Raw genomic sequence first — 13,551 nt, 5'->3', positions numbered from 1 at the left:
AACAGGCGGTTAGCCGCCCTCGATGCGACGCGCACCGAGCTCATTCTGCAGTAGCTCGAGCGCGGCCTCCTCCGGATCCCGTCGCGGGGCCTCGGAGGTATCGCTGCCCGCCTCGGCCAGCATGCTCTCCTCTTCCTCCTTGCGCCGCGTCTGAGTTTCGTCGGCGGCCTCAACTGTCGTCGGCGCAGTGGCCGGTGGCGGCGCCGCTCCCCCCGCCTCGCAACGGATCTTCCAGTCCACGCCGAGCGCGTCCTTGAGCGCCTCGCGGATGACATCGGAATTGCGTTGCTCTACCAGCCGTTTGGCGAGCGGGGCCGATTCGTGGCTGAGCACCAGCGTGTCGCCCTCGACGGCGCGGACGATCGCACCGGCCAGCATCACTTCGGTGGTACGGCTGCGCTGACGAACCTTCTCGCGAACCGTCGTCCACATGCTGCGCACGGCCGCCGCGTTGGGCTCGCCGGTCACAGCTGCCGGCGGTGGCGCGGCGACGACCGGGTCCGACGGCGCGCGCACCGGCGGCGGCGAAGGGGGCGGCGGCTCAACGGCTTTGGGTACCGGTGCCGGTTCCGGCCTGGGCGCCGGTGCCGGCGGCACCGGTTTCGGCTTGGGCGCAGGCGTCGGTGAGGGCTCGGTCGGCGGCGCCGCCTTGTTCTTCCGGACGAACTGCTTGGGCGAGGCGGCCGGCGCGGCCATACCAACCGCGTCTGATGCCGGGATCGACATGTCGAGCCGGGTCTCGATGCGCTCGACCCGCTGCAGCAGCGCCGATTCGGTGTCGCTGGCCGACGGCAGCAGCAGACGCGCGCAGACCACCTCCAGCAGCAACCGCGGTGCCGTCGCTCCGCGCATCTCACCGAGCCCGGCGTGTACCACCTCGGCGTAGCGGGTCAGCGTCGCGGCGCCGACCCGCGTGGCCTGGTCGCGCATCCGCTCCAGCACATCCTCGGGGCCGTCGACCACACCACGCGCGACGGCGTCGGGGACCGACTGCAGCACGATCAGGTCGCGGAAGCGCTCGAGGAGATCGGTGGCGAAGCGCCGCGGGTCGTGGCCGGCGTCGATGACTCCCTCGACCGCGCCGAACAACGCCGCGGCGTCCCCGGCGGCCAGTGCGTCGATCGCGTCGTCGATGAGCGCCACGTCTGTCGCACCGAGCAGCGCCAGCGCCCGCGAGTACGAGATGTGGTTGCCCGTCGCGACCTTTTCCGAGCCGGCCAGCAGCTGGTCCAGCACCGACAGCGTGTCACGCGGCGAACCGCCACCGGCCCGAATGACCAGCGGGTACACCGCGTCGTCGGCCGAGACGTCCTCTTGGGCGCAGATGCGCTCGAGCAGCGTTCGCATGGTCCGCGGCGCCAGCAGCCGGAACGGGTAGTGATGGGTACGGGACCGGATGGTCGGCAGCACCTTCTCCGGTTCGGTGGTCGCGAATACGAAGATCAGGTGTTCCGGCGGCTCCTCGACGATCTTGAGCAGCGCATTGAAGCCGGCCGTGGTGACCATGTGCGCTTCGTCGACGATGAAGATGCGGTAGCGCGACTGCGCCGGTGCGTAGAACGCCCGGTCCCGAAGCTCACGGGTGTCGTCCACACCGCCGTGGCTGGCCGCGTCGAGTTCGGTGACGTCGACGCTTCCCCCTCCGTTCGGCGCGAGCGCGACGCACGAGTCGCACACCCCGCACGGCGTCGGCGTCGGGCCCTTCTCACAGTTCAGCGAGCGGGCCAGGATGCGGGCCGACGATGTCTTGCCGCACCCTCGCGGGCCCGAGAACAGATAGGCGTGGTTGATGCGCCCGGCCGACAGCGCGGTGGACAGCGGCTCCGTGACATGTTCCTGCCCGACCACTTCGGCGAAGGTAGCCGGTCGGTACTTGCGGTAGAGCGCCACGCTCAGCAGGCTACCGACGCGCAGCGACAAAAGCTGGGCCGGATGATCATTCGGTCTCGAGCAGGGATTCGGTCGCCGACAGCAGTGCGCATGTCGCCAATCCGTCGATCGCCTCGCGCAGATCGCGCAGCGCCGGGAAGGTCGGTGCGATCCGGATGTTCTTGTCGTCCGGGTCTTTTCGATAGGGGAACGCCGAGCCCGCCTCGGTCACGGCGATCCCAGCGTCCTTGGCCAGTGCGACCGTGCGCCTGGCCGTGCCCGGCAGTACGTCCAGGCTGATGAAGTAGCCGCCCTTGGGCTCGGTCCACGACGCGATCTTGGACTCGCCGAGGCGGTCCTCGAGGATCTCGAGCACCAGCGCGAACTTCGGCGCGACCAGTTCCTGGTGCCGCCGCATCTGCAGGCGAACCCCGTCGGCGTCGCCGAAGAGCCGGGCGTGCCGCAGTTGATTCAGCTTGTCCGGACCGATCGATTTCTTGCCCAGGTACTGCAGATACCAGGCGATATTGCCCAGCGACCCGCCGAAGAAGCTGACGCCGGCGCCGGCGAAGGTGATCTTGGACGTCGAGGCGAACAACAGCGGCCGGTTCGGGTTGCCCGCCGCATCGGCCAACCCGAGCACGTCGACCTGGCGGACGAAGTCGTGCGTCAGAGTGTGCACGGCGTACGCGTTGTCCCACATCAGCCGGAAATCGTTTGCGGCCGTCTTCATTTGGACGAGTCGCCGCACCGTCTCCCACGAGTAGGTGGTGCCAGTCGGGTTCGAGTACACCGGGACGCACCACATGCCCTTGATGGCGGGGTCAGCGGCGACGAGTTCTTCGATCAGGTCGACGTCCGGACCATCTTCGAGCATGGGCACGCTGATCATCTCGATGCCAAGGGTCTCGGTGACCGCGAAGTGCCGGTCGTAGCCGGGCACCGGACACAGGAACTTGACGGCCGGCTCCTCGATCCACGGCCGCGGCGAGTCGACGCCGCCGTGCAGCAGCGAGAACACCACCACGTCGTGCATCAGTTCGAGGCTGGCGTTGTTGCCGGCGACCAGATTGGACACCGGGATGCCGAGCAGTTCTCCGAAGATGGCCCGCAACTCGGGCAGGCCGTGTAGACCGCCGTAGTTGCGGGTGTCGGTGCCCTCGCCGTCGCGGAAGGCATCCTTTCCAGAACCGGGCAGCTCCAGCAGCGCATTGGACAGGTCCAGCTGTTGCGGGGACGGCTTGCCCCGGGTGAGGTCCAGTTTCAGCGCCTTGGCCTGCAATTCCGCGTAGTTGCGCATCTGCAGCTCGTGCTGGGTGAGCAGATCGGCACGGCCGAGCGACTGAAACGACACCGCGCGCCTTTCACCGGACCGGATTCAAAAGAGGGGACCCCGCGCACCCGCCAGAGCCCATTGACCCTTGCTGCCTTCCGGCCCTGGGGGAGTTCACAGGATAGACGCCGCGCGGGGTCCACGGCGAGTGTAATACCGCCGCGGGAGCAACTCGACGGGCGCACCGGTCAGGTCGGCTACCATGGCCCGCGGAGGATTCGCCTAGTGGCCTATGGCGCTCGCCTGGAACGCGGGTTGGGTTAACGCCCTCGCGGGTTCAAATCCCGCATCCTCCGCACTTGGTCCGGGGTGCGACCAGCAGACCGAAACGGCCTGGTCGCGCCCCGACCAGAAGCATTGAGGAGGGGTATGGGCCGCACCGTTGCGGTGGTTTGGCACGCGTCGTTCTCAATCGCCGCCGGCGTCCTGTATTTCTTCTTCGTCCTGCCCCGGTGGCCCGAGTTGCTCTACGACACTTCGCACACGCTGGGCACCGTGCTGCGCATCGTCGCAGGCGCGCTGATGGGCCTCGCCGCGCTGCCGGTGGTGTTCACGTTGCTGCGCACCCGCAGACCGGAGTTCGGCACCCCGCAGCTTGCCTTGGCGTTGCGCACCACGTCGATCGCGCTGCACGTGCTCGCCGGCGTGCTCATCATCGGGACCGCGATCAGCGAGATCTGGCTGTCGCTGGACCGCGCGGGCCCCTGGCTGTTCGGCATCTATGGCGCCGCCGCGGCCATCGCTCTGCTCGGGATTTTCGGTTTCTACCTCGCTTTTGTGGCCGAGTTGCCGCCACCTCCACCGAAACCGCTGAAGTCGAAGGAACCCAAGAAGCGCCGCCGCGGCCGCAAGGCCACCGAAGATGCCCAAGCTGCTGACACTGCGGACACCGACGCGACCGAGGACGTCGAAACGGCAGAAGCCGACGACAAAGCCGAGGAAAACGAGGACGTGCCCGCCGAGGTGACGGCCGCGGAAGAGGAATCGTCATCCCCGGAAGACGGGGAATCCAAAGTTCCGGCGGCCAACGGCCGGCCGCGTAATCGACGTCCGTCCGGCAAAGCCGAACCGACCAGACGCAGACGCAGACGGCTGCGTGGCGGTGTGGCCGTCGAGGATTGAGCACCGTGACGCGGCGCCGACTCACGGCCTGCGTGGTGCTGATGGGGTTGGCACTGCTGGGTTGTCACGCCGAGGAGCCGGCCCGGGCAGACACGCCCGAACTCGCCCTGAACGAACCGTTCATCCTGGCCGGCGGCCAGGAAGGGCTGATCGCGGCCGAGGATCTGCGGCTTCGCTTCGCCGAGGTGCTGGAGGATTCCCGCTGCCCGACGCAGGTGGAGTGTTTCTGGACGGGCCAGGCCCGAATCGCCGTCACGGTCACCGCACCGGACGCCCCCGCGACGAACCTGACGTTCAATACGAATCCCGCCCCGGGCCAGGCCGTGAAGGTCGGGACGGCCGGCCCCTACCGCGTCGAACTGCGGTCACTGGACCCGTATCCGCAGACGCCTGACGATCCGATCCCGTTCGAGGATTACCGCGCCACGCTGCTGGTGCGAAATCGCTGAAGACGGGGCGGTTGTGCCATCGAGGGTTACTCGGTCGCCGCCGTCGGGCAATATTGGGAGATGGGTAAAGCCCGCTCCCCGTACCGTCCGACCCGGCTGGCGACGCTGTTCGTCGCACTTTTCGCGATGCTGGCCCTGGTCACGCCGATACAGCCGGCAGTTTCGACGGCCGCCCCCGGCGACCCGGTGGCCGCCGCCGCCGCGGTCGAACCGGCCGTCGCGCGCATCGACACCGTGATCGAGTACCAGAACGCGCTCGGCACCGGGACCGGCATCGTGCTGGACCCCGGTGGCCAGGTGCTGACCAATTATCACGTGGTGTCGGGCGCCGACAAGGTCACCGCAACCGTCGGTGGCCGCTCCTACCCGGCCAGCCTCGTCGGCTACGACCGCAGATCCGACGTTGCGGTCCTTCAACTGCTCGGTGCCGGCGGCCTGCCCGCGGCGCCGATCGGGAACTCGGCGACGCTGGCCCAGGGTGAACCGGTGGTCGCCCTCGGCAATGCGAATGGGTCGGGCAGCCCGCTGACCCGCGAGGTGGGCACGGTGACGACGTTCGGCCGGACTGTCAACGCCGAGGATGCGCTGACCGGCAGTTCCGATGAGATCGACGGCCTCATCGAGTTCGCGGCGCCGGTCCGGGCGGGCGATTCCGGTGGGCCCGTGGTGAACGGGGCCGGACAGGTTGTCGGCATGACCACCGCGGCGTCGGTGAATTTCCGGATGGGTCCGGGCGGCAAGGGGTTCGCGATCCCGATCAACGACGCGATGGGCGTGGCAGGCCAGATCCGCTCGGGGGCGCGGTCGGGCAGCGTGCACATCGGGCCACCGGTGCTGCTGGGCGTGGGCGTCAGCACACAGCAGCGTTCGGGCCCGGGGATCGGCGTGCGCGACGTGATGCGTGGCAGTGCGGCCGACCAGGCCGGGCTTCGACCCGGTGATGAACTGACGTCGATCGACGGCACCGCGCTCGACTCGGCCACCACCCTGACCAACGTGCTCGACGGGCACTACCCGGGCGACGTCGTCGACTTGACGTGGATCGACAGCAGCGGTGTAGAGCGGACCGGTAAGGCGACGCTGGCCCCGGAGACGAGTTGAGCCGAAAAGTGTCGGGCTCACGAGGGGCCGACCCTATGCGGAGCGAGTGCCCAACAGCGGGTCTTATCGGGTCGCCCAGTGGACGACGGGAAATGTGGGGAAGAGCTCGGTAGCGGCGATCGCCAATAATCCGAATTCGGAGCTCGTCGGCCTGTACGCATGGTCGGACGACAAGGTGGGACAGGATGCCGGCGAGTTGGCGGGCATCGAGCCGCTGGGTGTCAAGGCCACCAACGATGTCGACGAACTGCCGGCGCTCAAGCCGACCTGGTCAATTACAACCCGAGGTGGATCGACGTCGACGAGCTGGTCCGCGTCCTCGAGGCAAGCGTGAACGTCGCCGAGCGTGCCGGCGTGGCGGTTCGATGATGTACGGGTCGGGCATCAGCCCGGGCTACGTCAATCAGCTGTCCATCGTCGCGGCGGGAATCTGCGACCGCATCGACAAGATCACCGTCAACGAGGCGGCCGACACCACGTTCTACGACTCACCGGCGACCGAGAAGCCGGTGGGCTTCGGGCAGCCGATCGACCATCCGGATCTGCAGGCCATGACCGAGCACGGCACCGGCGTATTCGGTGAAGCGGTGCGGATGGTCGCCGACGCGCTGGGCATCGAACTCGACGAGGTGCGCTGCGACGCCGAATATGCGCAGACCACAGAGGATCTCGATCTCGGTTCGTGAACCATCCCGGCGGGCTGCGTCGCGGGCGTGCGCGCCGGCCGGAAGGGCATCGTCGGAGGTGAGACCCGGATCGAGATCAACGTGCGGTGGCGCAAAGGCCAAGCGCTGGAACCCATTGGAAGATCGATCAGGACGGCTGGGTGATCGAGGTTGCCGGGCGGCCGACTGTGACGACGAAGGTCGCATTCCTTCCCCCGCCCGATTTCGCGGCCACCACGCTCGAGGAATTCATGGTGCTCGGCCACATCATGACCGCCACCCGCCGCTGAACGCGATCCCGGCCGTCGTCGCCGCCGCGCCGGGCATCGTGACCTACAACGACCTGCCGCTGATCCTGCCGCGTGGGTCGTACCCCAGGTTTAGACATCGCGGGCACGGGAACTTCTCGGGGGCGATCACACCAACTCGGAGAAAGCGGGCCCTCGACCAAATGGCAACCACGGATCTCACTTCCACCCAGCCGCCGACTGCGACGGGCGCTCGCGGTGACTGGCGACGGTGGTCGGCGCTGATCGGGCTGACGGCGGCCATTGCGGCGGCACCGCTGGCCGGCTGCGGCTCCGACAGCGGCAGTGACGCCACCAGCACGACGTCAGCTACGACGTCAGCCACGACCCCGAGCTCCAGCACCGCGCCGTCCGTGACGACGGCCGTTCCGACCACCCCTGGCGGCACGGGTGGGCCCACCGGTGGCGGCGGCCCCGACGGTGGCGGCGGCGGCATCCCCGGCGGACCCACCGGCGGCGGCGGCCCCGGTGGCGGCGGCGGCGGCATCCCCGGCGGACCCACCGGCGGCGGCGGCCCCGGTGGCGGCGGCGGCGGCATCCCCGGCGGACCCACCGGTAGCGGCGGCCCCGGCGGCGGTGGCGGTTCCATTCCCGGCGGACCCACCGGTAGCGGCGGTCCGGGCGGAGGCGGCGGCTGCCTGCCCGGCGTCGGCTGCGTGACCGTGCCGTAGCGGTTGACGCCTCAGGCGATTGCGGCCGGCGCACGATAGCGGCAGGCCGGCGACCCTGGGCGCGACCAAGTTGAACACCGGATTGGCGCGCGTGCCCTGCGGGGGGAGGATCTGTGCCGCCTTGGTCGGCGCCTCCGCGGGCGGGCGGCCGAGGTGCAGCCCGTCGGTGTTCAGCGGACGCGCCACCTCCTCGCGGATCAGGTCGCGCATCCCCATTCCGGTCACCGCGCGTGCAAACCCGGACAGGATCCAGCCGTAGGTCAACGCGTGACAGGCCGGCAGCCGCGGAGGTCGACGCCGGCCGCGGCCAGCTCACCTTTGAGGTGCGAAAGCCCGGCGCGGTGTCGCAGCACATCCCGCACGGTGATGTCATCCTTGCCGTTGGCCGCGAATTCGGGCCAGTATTCGGCGACAGACTCGTCGTAGGACAGCAGGTCGCGGTCGACCAGTCGGTGGATCACCGTCGCGGCAATTCCCTTGGTGTGGAGAACACCATCGCGCCGGTGTCGGCGGTCCAGGCGGCCTCGCCCGAGCGATCCGACCAGCCGGTCCAGATCTCGACAATCGCGCGGCCGTCGACATACACCGGCAGCGCGCCGCCACCGAACCGCCGACCGGGAAACAGCCCGGCGAACACTCGTGCGACATTGTTGAAGCGCGGATCCGCGGCGCCCTGCACGCCACGGGGCAGGCCTTCTTCGGCGCGGAGAAGAGCCGCCTTGCCCATCAGCCCGTCACCTGCGTCACGACCGCCTGCAAGCGCGCGCCCGGCGGCCCCTCGACGGTGACGTCCTTGGGAACCTGGGCCGTCTGCCCCTGGACGGTGAACTTGCCGGGCTGGGGCTCATGCCCGCCGGTCACCTGATATTCGACGGTGAATGCGGTCGGCGGAAACGGGTGCCGTCCAAGGTATTTCGGGTCGACTGTGTACGTGTAGACGCAGGCGCCACCCGGAGAACAATCCTGCGCCGTGACGACCACACCGATCGTGAACTCGTTGGCGGTCGGCACCGACGGCGGTGGTGGGGGAAGCGCGGGGCGCCGCGGTGGGGGCGCCTTGGTGGCCGCGGGCTGGGAATGGTCGGCAAAGATCATGATGGCCGTGACCGTGACCCCGCTGGCAAGCATGGCGGCGATCGCCAGTGCCGCGAGCAACTTCTTGAATGTCATCCGCTCCTCCCGATCGATCGCCGAACTCACTGTGCCAGTTCGGGCGTCGACAGGCGGGAGATTTCGGGCGGCGCGTGCCGGCGAAAGTCAGTGGTGCGGCCGACTCTTCTTCACCGGCGGCGGTGGGGGCGGTGGTGGTTTTCCTGGCCCCGGGGCGTCACCGCCTCCAAAAAGTCGCCCACCGCTACATCTATGGGCTTCCCAAGGGGATTGAGCCGCAATGCCGTGAAGGTGTACGAACCCAGCTGGGCCACTTCCGTGACGATGCGGGCCCGAACAGGGGGCCGGTAGCACTCGTCGTGCTGGACTTGGTTCTGCTGCCATTGCAACACCTTGAGGTTCTGGCCGGCAGACCCGGCATCGGCGGCCAGGCTGGGCGGCGCATTGGCCGCCGTGAGCACGACCGGTGCGGTGGCGTCCAAACATCGTGCTCACCTCCTCCGATCGTCGACACAGCGACCGCTCCCCGTCACCAACAAGGCTCGTGGCGATCGGCCTGGAACAGGTTCGCTGCCGCACATTCCCCGTGTTGGTCGACGATGAGGCCACGGACCTGCCAGTACAGATCCGTCGTCGCCGTGGTTGCCAGATGCGAGGCCAGGTCGAATTCGTTGATGTTCTGCTCGGGGACTGGGGTGCCGCCGCGCGGCGTGTCGAAGTTGTCCTTGTTCAACGTCGTGTGGCAGTCCGCAAAGCCGGGCGGTGGACCTACGGGTGGGCAGCCGCCGAGGGGATAGTCCGATGAAAAGTCGATGTCGAAGAACCCGCTGTGCAACCCGGGCGGGAGGGTGACCGGATCGCAGGTGGGCATCAGTGGCGGGGCGAGCCGGTCGAGCTGGCCCACGGCGATGTTGTCCTCTACCCAGTTGGTATGGGAGTAGAAATCCTGCAGCGCATGCGCCAGGCCGCCGAACGCGGCGCGCGGGCAGACGGCCCGTTCAGCAGTTCGCTGCCATTGGGCCCGATGGGCACAGCCCCACCCGTGACGATGGGGAGGAAGAAGTTCCACGCATCCTGCGTCCTGGCACAGATCTCGGCCGGATTCTTCGCGTTGTCGATATGACGGAACTCGTCGCTGAAAATGCGTCGCTCCCGACTGCACCGGCACCCGGCGGTGGGCCGACGAGGATCTGCGTCATCGCTGTGTTGTCGACCCCGAGCGGCGCCAGCGCGTCTCGTGTGATGCGCTCATGGTTCTGGACGAGAAAGGCCTGCGCCGTCGGCGCGACCCCCAAACTCGCGGCAACAGCGGCGGTTGCCGCCATCACGACGGGCAGGCGTAGCCACCGACGTCGGGACAACTTCATGAGAAGCCCTTCAACCTGGCGTTTCAGGAAGATGCCGGATCGTTGCATTTTGACAGGACATGCCGAGGAACTCTTCAGAACGGAAAATTAGCAAATTTCGACGTGGGTGCCGTCGAACGTCGGTCACCGCGGACCCGACGAGGCACGTCATTGCTCTTGCCTTGGCAAGTATTGACTTTGCCTCCGCAAGGGCCGCAACGGCAAGAAAGGTTGCCTCGGCAGCGTTTGTAATGGCAGCCGCAGGGCGGGGGCCGCGGCCTATGGTGATGCCTGTGGCCCTGCTGGTATCCGGATCCCGAGCGGTGCCTCAGTTCCTGGTTCAATCCCGACCAGTCCAAAACGCTGGTGTTCTCGGCCGGCCGCTGGGCCCTCCCGAACAAGTCGGGCAGCCCAACGTGCAAGGACGGCGGCACGGCCCAGAAAGAGATCAGCCTGGAATACCCGCTGCCGCAACCGATTCAGGATCCCATCACGGTTCTCACCGGCCGCGGCCACTACACCGTCACCGGTGGCTGCCCGTTCGGCAGCGACTTCGACTCACGGATCCAGCGGACCGGCGATTGAGTGCTTCAGCCGCCCGCGACCGGGTTGCCGTCGGCATCCCAGTTCGCGGCGACCTTCTTGCTGGGCTGTACCCGTGGCGGTTCGCCCGGCATCTTCGGGTAACTCGGCGGGTACGGCATGTCCCCGAGGCCGCGTTCCTCGTCGGTCTTGACCATCTCCAGCAATGGCTCCAGCGACTGGGCCTTCGCGTCGATGTCCGCCCACGGATCAGCGCGGCCCGCAATGAATTCCGGGACGGTGTTGATCGTGTAGTCGTCGGGGTCGGCATCGCGCAGCTCGTCCCACGTCAGCGGCGTCGACACCGTCGCGATCGGTGTCTTGCGTGCCGAATACGCCGACGCGAAGGTCCGGTCGCGTGCATTCTGGTTGTAGTCGATGAAGATCCGCTCGCCGCGTTCCTCTTTCCACCACGACGTGGTCACCACGTCGGGTGCCCGCCGCTCGACTTCGCGGGCCAGCGCGATGCCCGCCCTGCGGACGGCGATGAAATCCCAGTCCGGTTTGAGCCTCAGGAAGATGTGCACGCCGCGGCCGCCGGAGGTCTTCGGGTAGCCGGTCAGGCCGAGTTCGTCGAGAAGCGGTTTGAGGACGTCGACGGCGATCGCGGCGGCCTCGCGGAATGCGGTACCCGGCTGCGGATCCAGGTCGACGCGCAGTTCGTCGGGGTGCTCAGTGTCGGGGCAGCGAACCTGCCACGGGTGCAGCGTGATGGTTCCCATCTGCGCCGCCCACGCGATCGCTGACGGGTGCGTGACCTTCAGCGCGTCGGCGGTGCGCCCGGATGGAAACGTCACCGTGCAGGTTTCGAGGTAGTCGGGGTGCTTCTGCGGAACCCGCTTCTGGTAGATCTCCTCGCCGTCGATGCCGTCGGGAAAGCGCTGCAGGTGCGCGGGCCGGTCACGCAGCAGGGCCACCATGCGGTCGGCGACCGACAGGTAGTACTCGACCAGCCTGCCCTTCGTGCCGTCCTTGCCCAGCTTCGGAAAGTACACCTTGTCCGGGTTGGTCAACCGGACCTTGACGCCGTCGACGTCGAGTTCTTGTGCGGGCGTTGCCATATCAGGACTCCAGCACGTCGTAGAGATCGTAGTTCAGCGGCGCATCGAGTTGGTCGAACGTGCAGCTCTGCGGATCCCGGTCCGGGCGCCACCGGACGAACTTCACCGCGTGCCGGAACCGCATCCCGTGCACGGTGTTTCCCTCCATCTGGTCGTAGGCCACCTCGCACACCCGCTCCGGCCGTACCGGAATCCAGCGCTTGTCGGCGGCCGAGTTCCAGCGGCTGGGTTCACCGTCGTACACCAGGTCGTCGCCCTTACGGAGCGGCTCGAGGTCGGCCAGCAGGGTGAGCCGCGCCTTGGCGGTGAACGAGGCCGCGCCGCCGACCATCTGCAGTTCGCCATCGTCGCGATACAGGCCGACCAGGATCGACCCGATGCCCTCTCCGCTCTTGTGGATCCGGTAGCCGATCGCCACGCAGTCCGCGTCGCGGGCGTGCTTGATCTTGACCATCTCCCGCTTACCCGGCAGATACGGCCCGTCGATTCGCTTGGCGATCACCCCGTCCAGTCCCGCGCCCTCGAACGTGTTCAGCCACTGCGCGCCCTGCTCCGGGTCTTCGGTGGTGCGGGTGACGTGGCACCACTGCTTTTCGTGGACCGCCTCGGACAACGCCTGCCGACGGGCCCGGAACGGCTCTTTCAACAGGGACGAGTCACCGGTGGCGAGCGCGTCGAAGCCGATGAAGTGCGCCGGGGTCTCGGCGGCCAGCATCGTCACCCGGCTGGCCGCGGGGTGGATGCGCTGCGACAGCGACTCCCAGTCCAGCCGGATTCGCCCGCCGATCTCCCGGGGCACCACCACCTCGCCATCGAGAACACACCGCGGCGCCAACTCGTCACGCAACGCGTCGAGCAGATCCGGAAAGTAGCGGCCGAGGTCCTTGCCGCTGCGTGACTGCAGCATCAGGTCGTCACCGTCGCGGAACACCAGCGCTCGAAAGCCGTCCCACTTCGGCTCATAGGACCACACCCCCGCCTCGGACGGCACCTTGGCCGCGGCCTTGGCCAGCATCGGTTCCAACGGTGGCTGCACTGGGAGGTCCACGATGTCCATACTCACGTAGACCGGCTGACCCGGGCAATGTCATCGCCGCCGCAAGTATGTGCCGGCTATTTCTCGGTGCGCTCCGATGCGACATCGCCGTAGGCATCGTGCAGGCGCCACCATTCATAGGGGCGACCCTGCGGCCGCCCGGGAGGCACATCCTGCCAGTCCTCCTGTCGGCCGAGTGGCGTGATATCGAGGAAAGACCACACCGGGCCAATCTCCTCGATGCCGCGTCCGTTGACGAAATAGGACCGATAGACACGATCGCCTTCGCAAACAAAAACGTTGAGCCCGAACATCTCCTCGACGCCGAAGTCCTGAGAAAATTCATCACCCACAAGGGTGAAAAACGGAATCTCCTTCCACCCCATCCGCGCCTTGAGCGCTGTGATGCGTACTTGCGGGGCAGCCGACACGAACACGAGACTCGTGTCACGAGCCGCCAGGTGCGCAGGATGGATCACCGTGTCGGCAAACAAGGAGCAGCCGGAGCATGCGCCATCCGGCCAGTTCTCGACATCGGGGGCATAGAAGAAGCGGTAAACGATCAGCTGACGCCGCCCGGCGAACAAGCCGAGAAGATTCACCTCGCCGTCAGGGCCGACGAAGCGGTAGTCGTTGCGCACGGGAGTCATCGGCAGCCGCCGCCGCTTTGCGGCAAGGCTGTCCCGCGCCTTCATCAACGCCTTCTCTTCGGTCAACAGGTCTTCGCGGGCTGCCTGCCATTCGTCGCTCGAGACGATTTCCGGCAGCGCGACCTCCTTCTGCTCCATCGATGGCGACGGAATACCGGGACCTTCCTGCTTCGTCCCTTCCTGCTCCGTCATGGTGTCACCCACTCCGGCACCTTGGTCGAAATGTCCATACTCAGGGAGACCGGCTG

At 67.7% G+C, this 13,551-nt stretch carries 14 protein-coding genes, 1 tRNA gene, 1 other RNA gene and 2 pseudogenes; 8 read left to right on the top strand and 10 right to left on the bottom strand.

Going from position 1 to position 13,551, the window contains the following annotated elements:
* Nucleotides 1–9: 9 nt before the first annotated feature.
* The 3 genes from ACVWWN_RS07565 to ffs all read right to left on the bottom strand — a co-directional run bounded on the left by ACVWWN_RS07565 (nt 10) and on the right by ffs (nt 3,346).
* A complete protein-coding gene (locus tag ACVWWN_RS07565) occupies nt 10–1,890 on the bottom strand; it encodes a DNA polymerase III subunits gamma/tau (RefSeq protein ID WP_457143336.1) in 1,881 nt (626 codons plus the stop codon).
* A gap of 46 nt (nt 1,891–1,936) precedes the next feature.
* Complete coding sequence (locus ACVWWN_RS07560; RefSeq protein WP_457149039.1) at nt 1,937–3,169, bottom strand: aminotransferase class I/II-fold pyridoxal phosphate-dependent enzyme; 1,233 nt, start codon at nt 3,167–3,169, stop codon at nt 1,937–1,939.
* 82 nt (nt 3,170–3,251) lie between these two features.
* An RNA gene (gene ffs, locus ACVWWN_RS07555) (signal recognition particle sRNA small type) lies at nt 3,252–3,346 on the bottom strand.
* A gap of 67 nt (nt 3,347–3,413) precedes the next feature.
* On the opposite strand from ffs, the gene ACVWWN_RS07550 reads away from it, so the two are divergent.
* The 6 genes and pseudogenes from ACVWWN_RS07550 to ACVWWN_RS07525 all read left to right on the top strand — a co-directional run bounded on the left by ACVWWN_RS07550 (nt 3,414) and on the right by ACVWWN_RS07525 (nt 7,518).
* A tRNA-Ser gene (locus ACVWWN_RS07550) sits at nt 3,414–3,498 on the top strand.
* 73 nt (nt 3,499–3,571) lie between these two features.
* Nucleotides 3,572–4,324: a hypothetical protein gene (locus ACVWWN_RS07545; RefSeq protein WP_457143335.1), complete on the top strand. Its 753-nt coding sequence runs from the start codon at nt 3,572–3,574 to the stop codon at nt 4,322–4,324.
* Nucleotides 4,325–4,329: 5 nt separating this feature from the next.
* Entirely contained in the window at nt 4,330–4,773 is a 444-nt protein-coding gene (locus tag ACVWWN_RS07540) for a hypothetical protein (protein ID WP_457143334.1), read from the top strand.
* Nucleotides 4,774–4,833: 60 nt separating this feature from the next.
* Nucleotides 4,834–5,874: a S1C family serine protease gene (locus ACVWWN_RS07535; protein ID WP_457143333.1), complete on the top strand. Its 1,041-nt coding sequence runs from the start codon at nt 4,834–4,836 to the stop codon at nt 5,872–5,874.
* Nucleotides 5,875–5,920: 46 nt separating this feature from the next.
* A pseudogene (locus ACVWWN_RS07530) lies at nt 5,921–6,909 on the top strand (NAD(P)H-dependent amine dehydrogenase family protein); the annotation flags it as partial.
* A gap of 81 nt (nt 6,910–6,990) precedes the next feature.
* A complete protein-coding gene (locus ACVWWN_RS07525; protein WP_457149038.1) occupies nt 6,991–7,518 on the top strand; it encodes a hypothetical protein in 528 nt (175 codons plus the stop codon).
* Between the two features lie 27 nt (nt 7,519–7,545).
* Here ACVWWN_RS07525 and ACVWWN_RS07520 read toward each other — a convergent pair.
* The 4 genes and pseudogenes from ACVWWN_RS07520 to ACVWWN_RS07505 all read right to left on the bottom strand — a co-directional run.
* Nucleotides 7,546–8,245: pseudogene (locus tag ACVWWN_RS07520) on the bottom strand (serine hydrolase domain-containing protein); the annotation flags it as partial.
* Nucleotides 8,245–8,688, bottom strand: a complete 444-nt coding sequence (locus ACVWWN_RS07515; protein ID WP_457143332.1) for a hypothetical protein — start codon at nt 8,686–8,688, stop codon at nt 8,245–8,247. The gene ACVWWN_RS07515 and the pseudogene ACVWWN_RS07520, both read right to left, overlap by 1 nt.
* Before the next feature lie 110 nt (nt 8,689–8,798).
* Nucleotides 8,799–9,110, bottom strand: a complete 312-nt coding sequence (locus tag ACVWWN_RS07510; protein WP_457143331.1) for a hypothetical protein — start codon at nt 9,108–9,110, stop codon at nt 8,799–8,801.
* A 47-nt stretch (nt 9,111–9,157) separates the two neighbouring features.
* Complete coding sequence (locus ACVWWN_RS07505) at nt 9,158–9,592, bottom strand: hypothetical protein (protein ID WP_457149037.1); 435 nt, start codon at nt 9,590–9,592, stop codon at nt 9,158–9,160.
* Here ACVWWN_RS07505 and ACVWWN_RS07500 point away from each other — a divergent pair.
* Together ACVWWN_RS07500 and ACVWWN_RS07495 are read left to right on the top strand one after the other, a co-directional pair.
* On the top strand, nt 9,560–9,751 hold the full coding sequence (locus ACVWWN_RS07500) for a hypothetical protein (protein WP_457149471.1): 192 nt from the start codon (nt 9,560–9,562) through the stop codon (nt 9,749–9,751). The genes ACVWWN_RS07505 and ACVWWN_RS07500 overlap by 33 nt on opposite strands.
* A 589-nt stretch (nt 9,752–10,340) precedes the next feature.
* Nucleotides 10,341–10,559, top strand: a complete 219-nt coding sequence (locus ACVWWN_RS07495; protein WP_457143330.1) for a hypothetical protein — start codon at nt 10,341–10,343, stop codon at nt 10,557–10,559.
* 5 nt (nt 10,560–10,564) lie between these two features.
* Here the strand turns inward: ACVWWN_RS07495 and ligD are convergent, their stop codons facing one another.
* From ligD to ACVWWN_RS07480, 3 genes are read right to left on the bottom strand one after another with little or no spacing between them, the layout of a single operon-like run.
* Nucleotides 10,565–11,617: a non-homologous end-joining DNA ligase gene (gene ligD, locus ACVWWN_RS07490; protein ID WP_457143329.1), complete on the bottom strand. Its 1,053-nt coding sequence runs from the start codon at nt 11,615–11,617 to the stop codon at nt 10,565–10,567.
* A gap of 1 nt (nt 11,618) precedes the next feature.
* Nucleotides 11,619–12,674, bottom strand: coding sequence for an ATP-dependent DNA ligase (locus ACVWWN_RS07485; RefSeq protein WP_457149036.1), 1,056 nt, complete (start codon nt 12,672–12,674; stop codon nt 11,619–11,621).
* 56 nt (nt 12,675–12,730) lie between these two features.
* Nucleotides 12,731–13,507 carry a DUF899 domain-containing protein gene (locus tag ACVWWN_RS07480; RefSeq protein WP_457143328.1) on the bottom strand — a complete coding sequence of 259 codons (777 nt, stop codon included), beginning with the start codon at nt 13,505–13,507 and terminating at the stop codon, nt 12,731–12,733.
* Nucleotides 13,508–13,551: the final 44 nt, after the last annotated feature.

It is taken from the genome of Mycobacterium sp. URHB0021, assembly GCF_054057895.1.
The sequence above is the reverse complement of the archived record's forward strand: the minus strand, read 5'-3'. Positions and strand labels throughout refer to the sequence as shown.

What these genes read in the sequence shown, in the direction of transcription:
- ACVWWN_RS07525 (WP_457149038.1), top strand. Translation starts at nt 6,991, where the DNA reads ATGGCAACCACGGATCTCACTTCCACCCAGCCGCCGACTGCGACGGGC.
- ACVWWN_RS07515 (WP_457143332.1), bottom strand. Translation starts at nt 8,688, where the DNA reads ATGACATTCAAGAAGTTGCTCGCGGCACTGGCGATCGCCGCCATGCTT.
- ACVWWN_RS07535 (WP_457143333.1), top strand. Translation starts at nt 4,834, where the DNA reads ATGGGTAAAGCCCGCTCCCCGTACCGTCCGACCCGGCTGGCGACGCTG.
- ACVWWN_RS07485 (WP_457149036.1), bottom strand. Translation starts at nt 12,674, where the DNA reads ATGGACATCGTGGACCTCCCAGTGCAGCCACCGTTGGAACCGATGCTG.
- ACVWWN_RS07560 (WP_457149039.1), bottom strand. Translation starts at nt 3,169, where the DNA reads ATGCGCAACTACGCGGAATTGCAGGCCAAGGCGCTGAAACTGGACCTC.
- ligD (WP_457143329.1), bottom strand. Translation starts at nt 11,617, where the DNA reads ATGGCAACGCCCGCACAAGAACTCGACGTCGACGGCGTCAAGGTCCGG.
- ACVWWN_RS07500 (WP_457149471.1), top strand. Translation starts at nt 9,560, where the DNA reads ATGGGAGTAGAAATCCTGCAGCGCATGCGCCAGGCCGCCGAACGCGGC.
- ACVWWN_RS07545 (WP_457143335.1), top strand. Translation starts at nt 3,572, where the DNA reads ATGGGCCGCACCGTTGCGGTGGTTTGGCACGCGTCGTTCTCAATCGCC.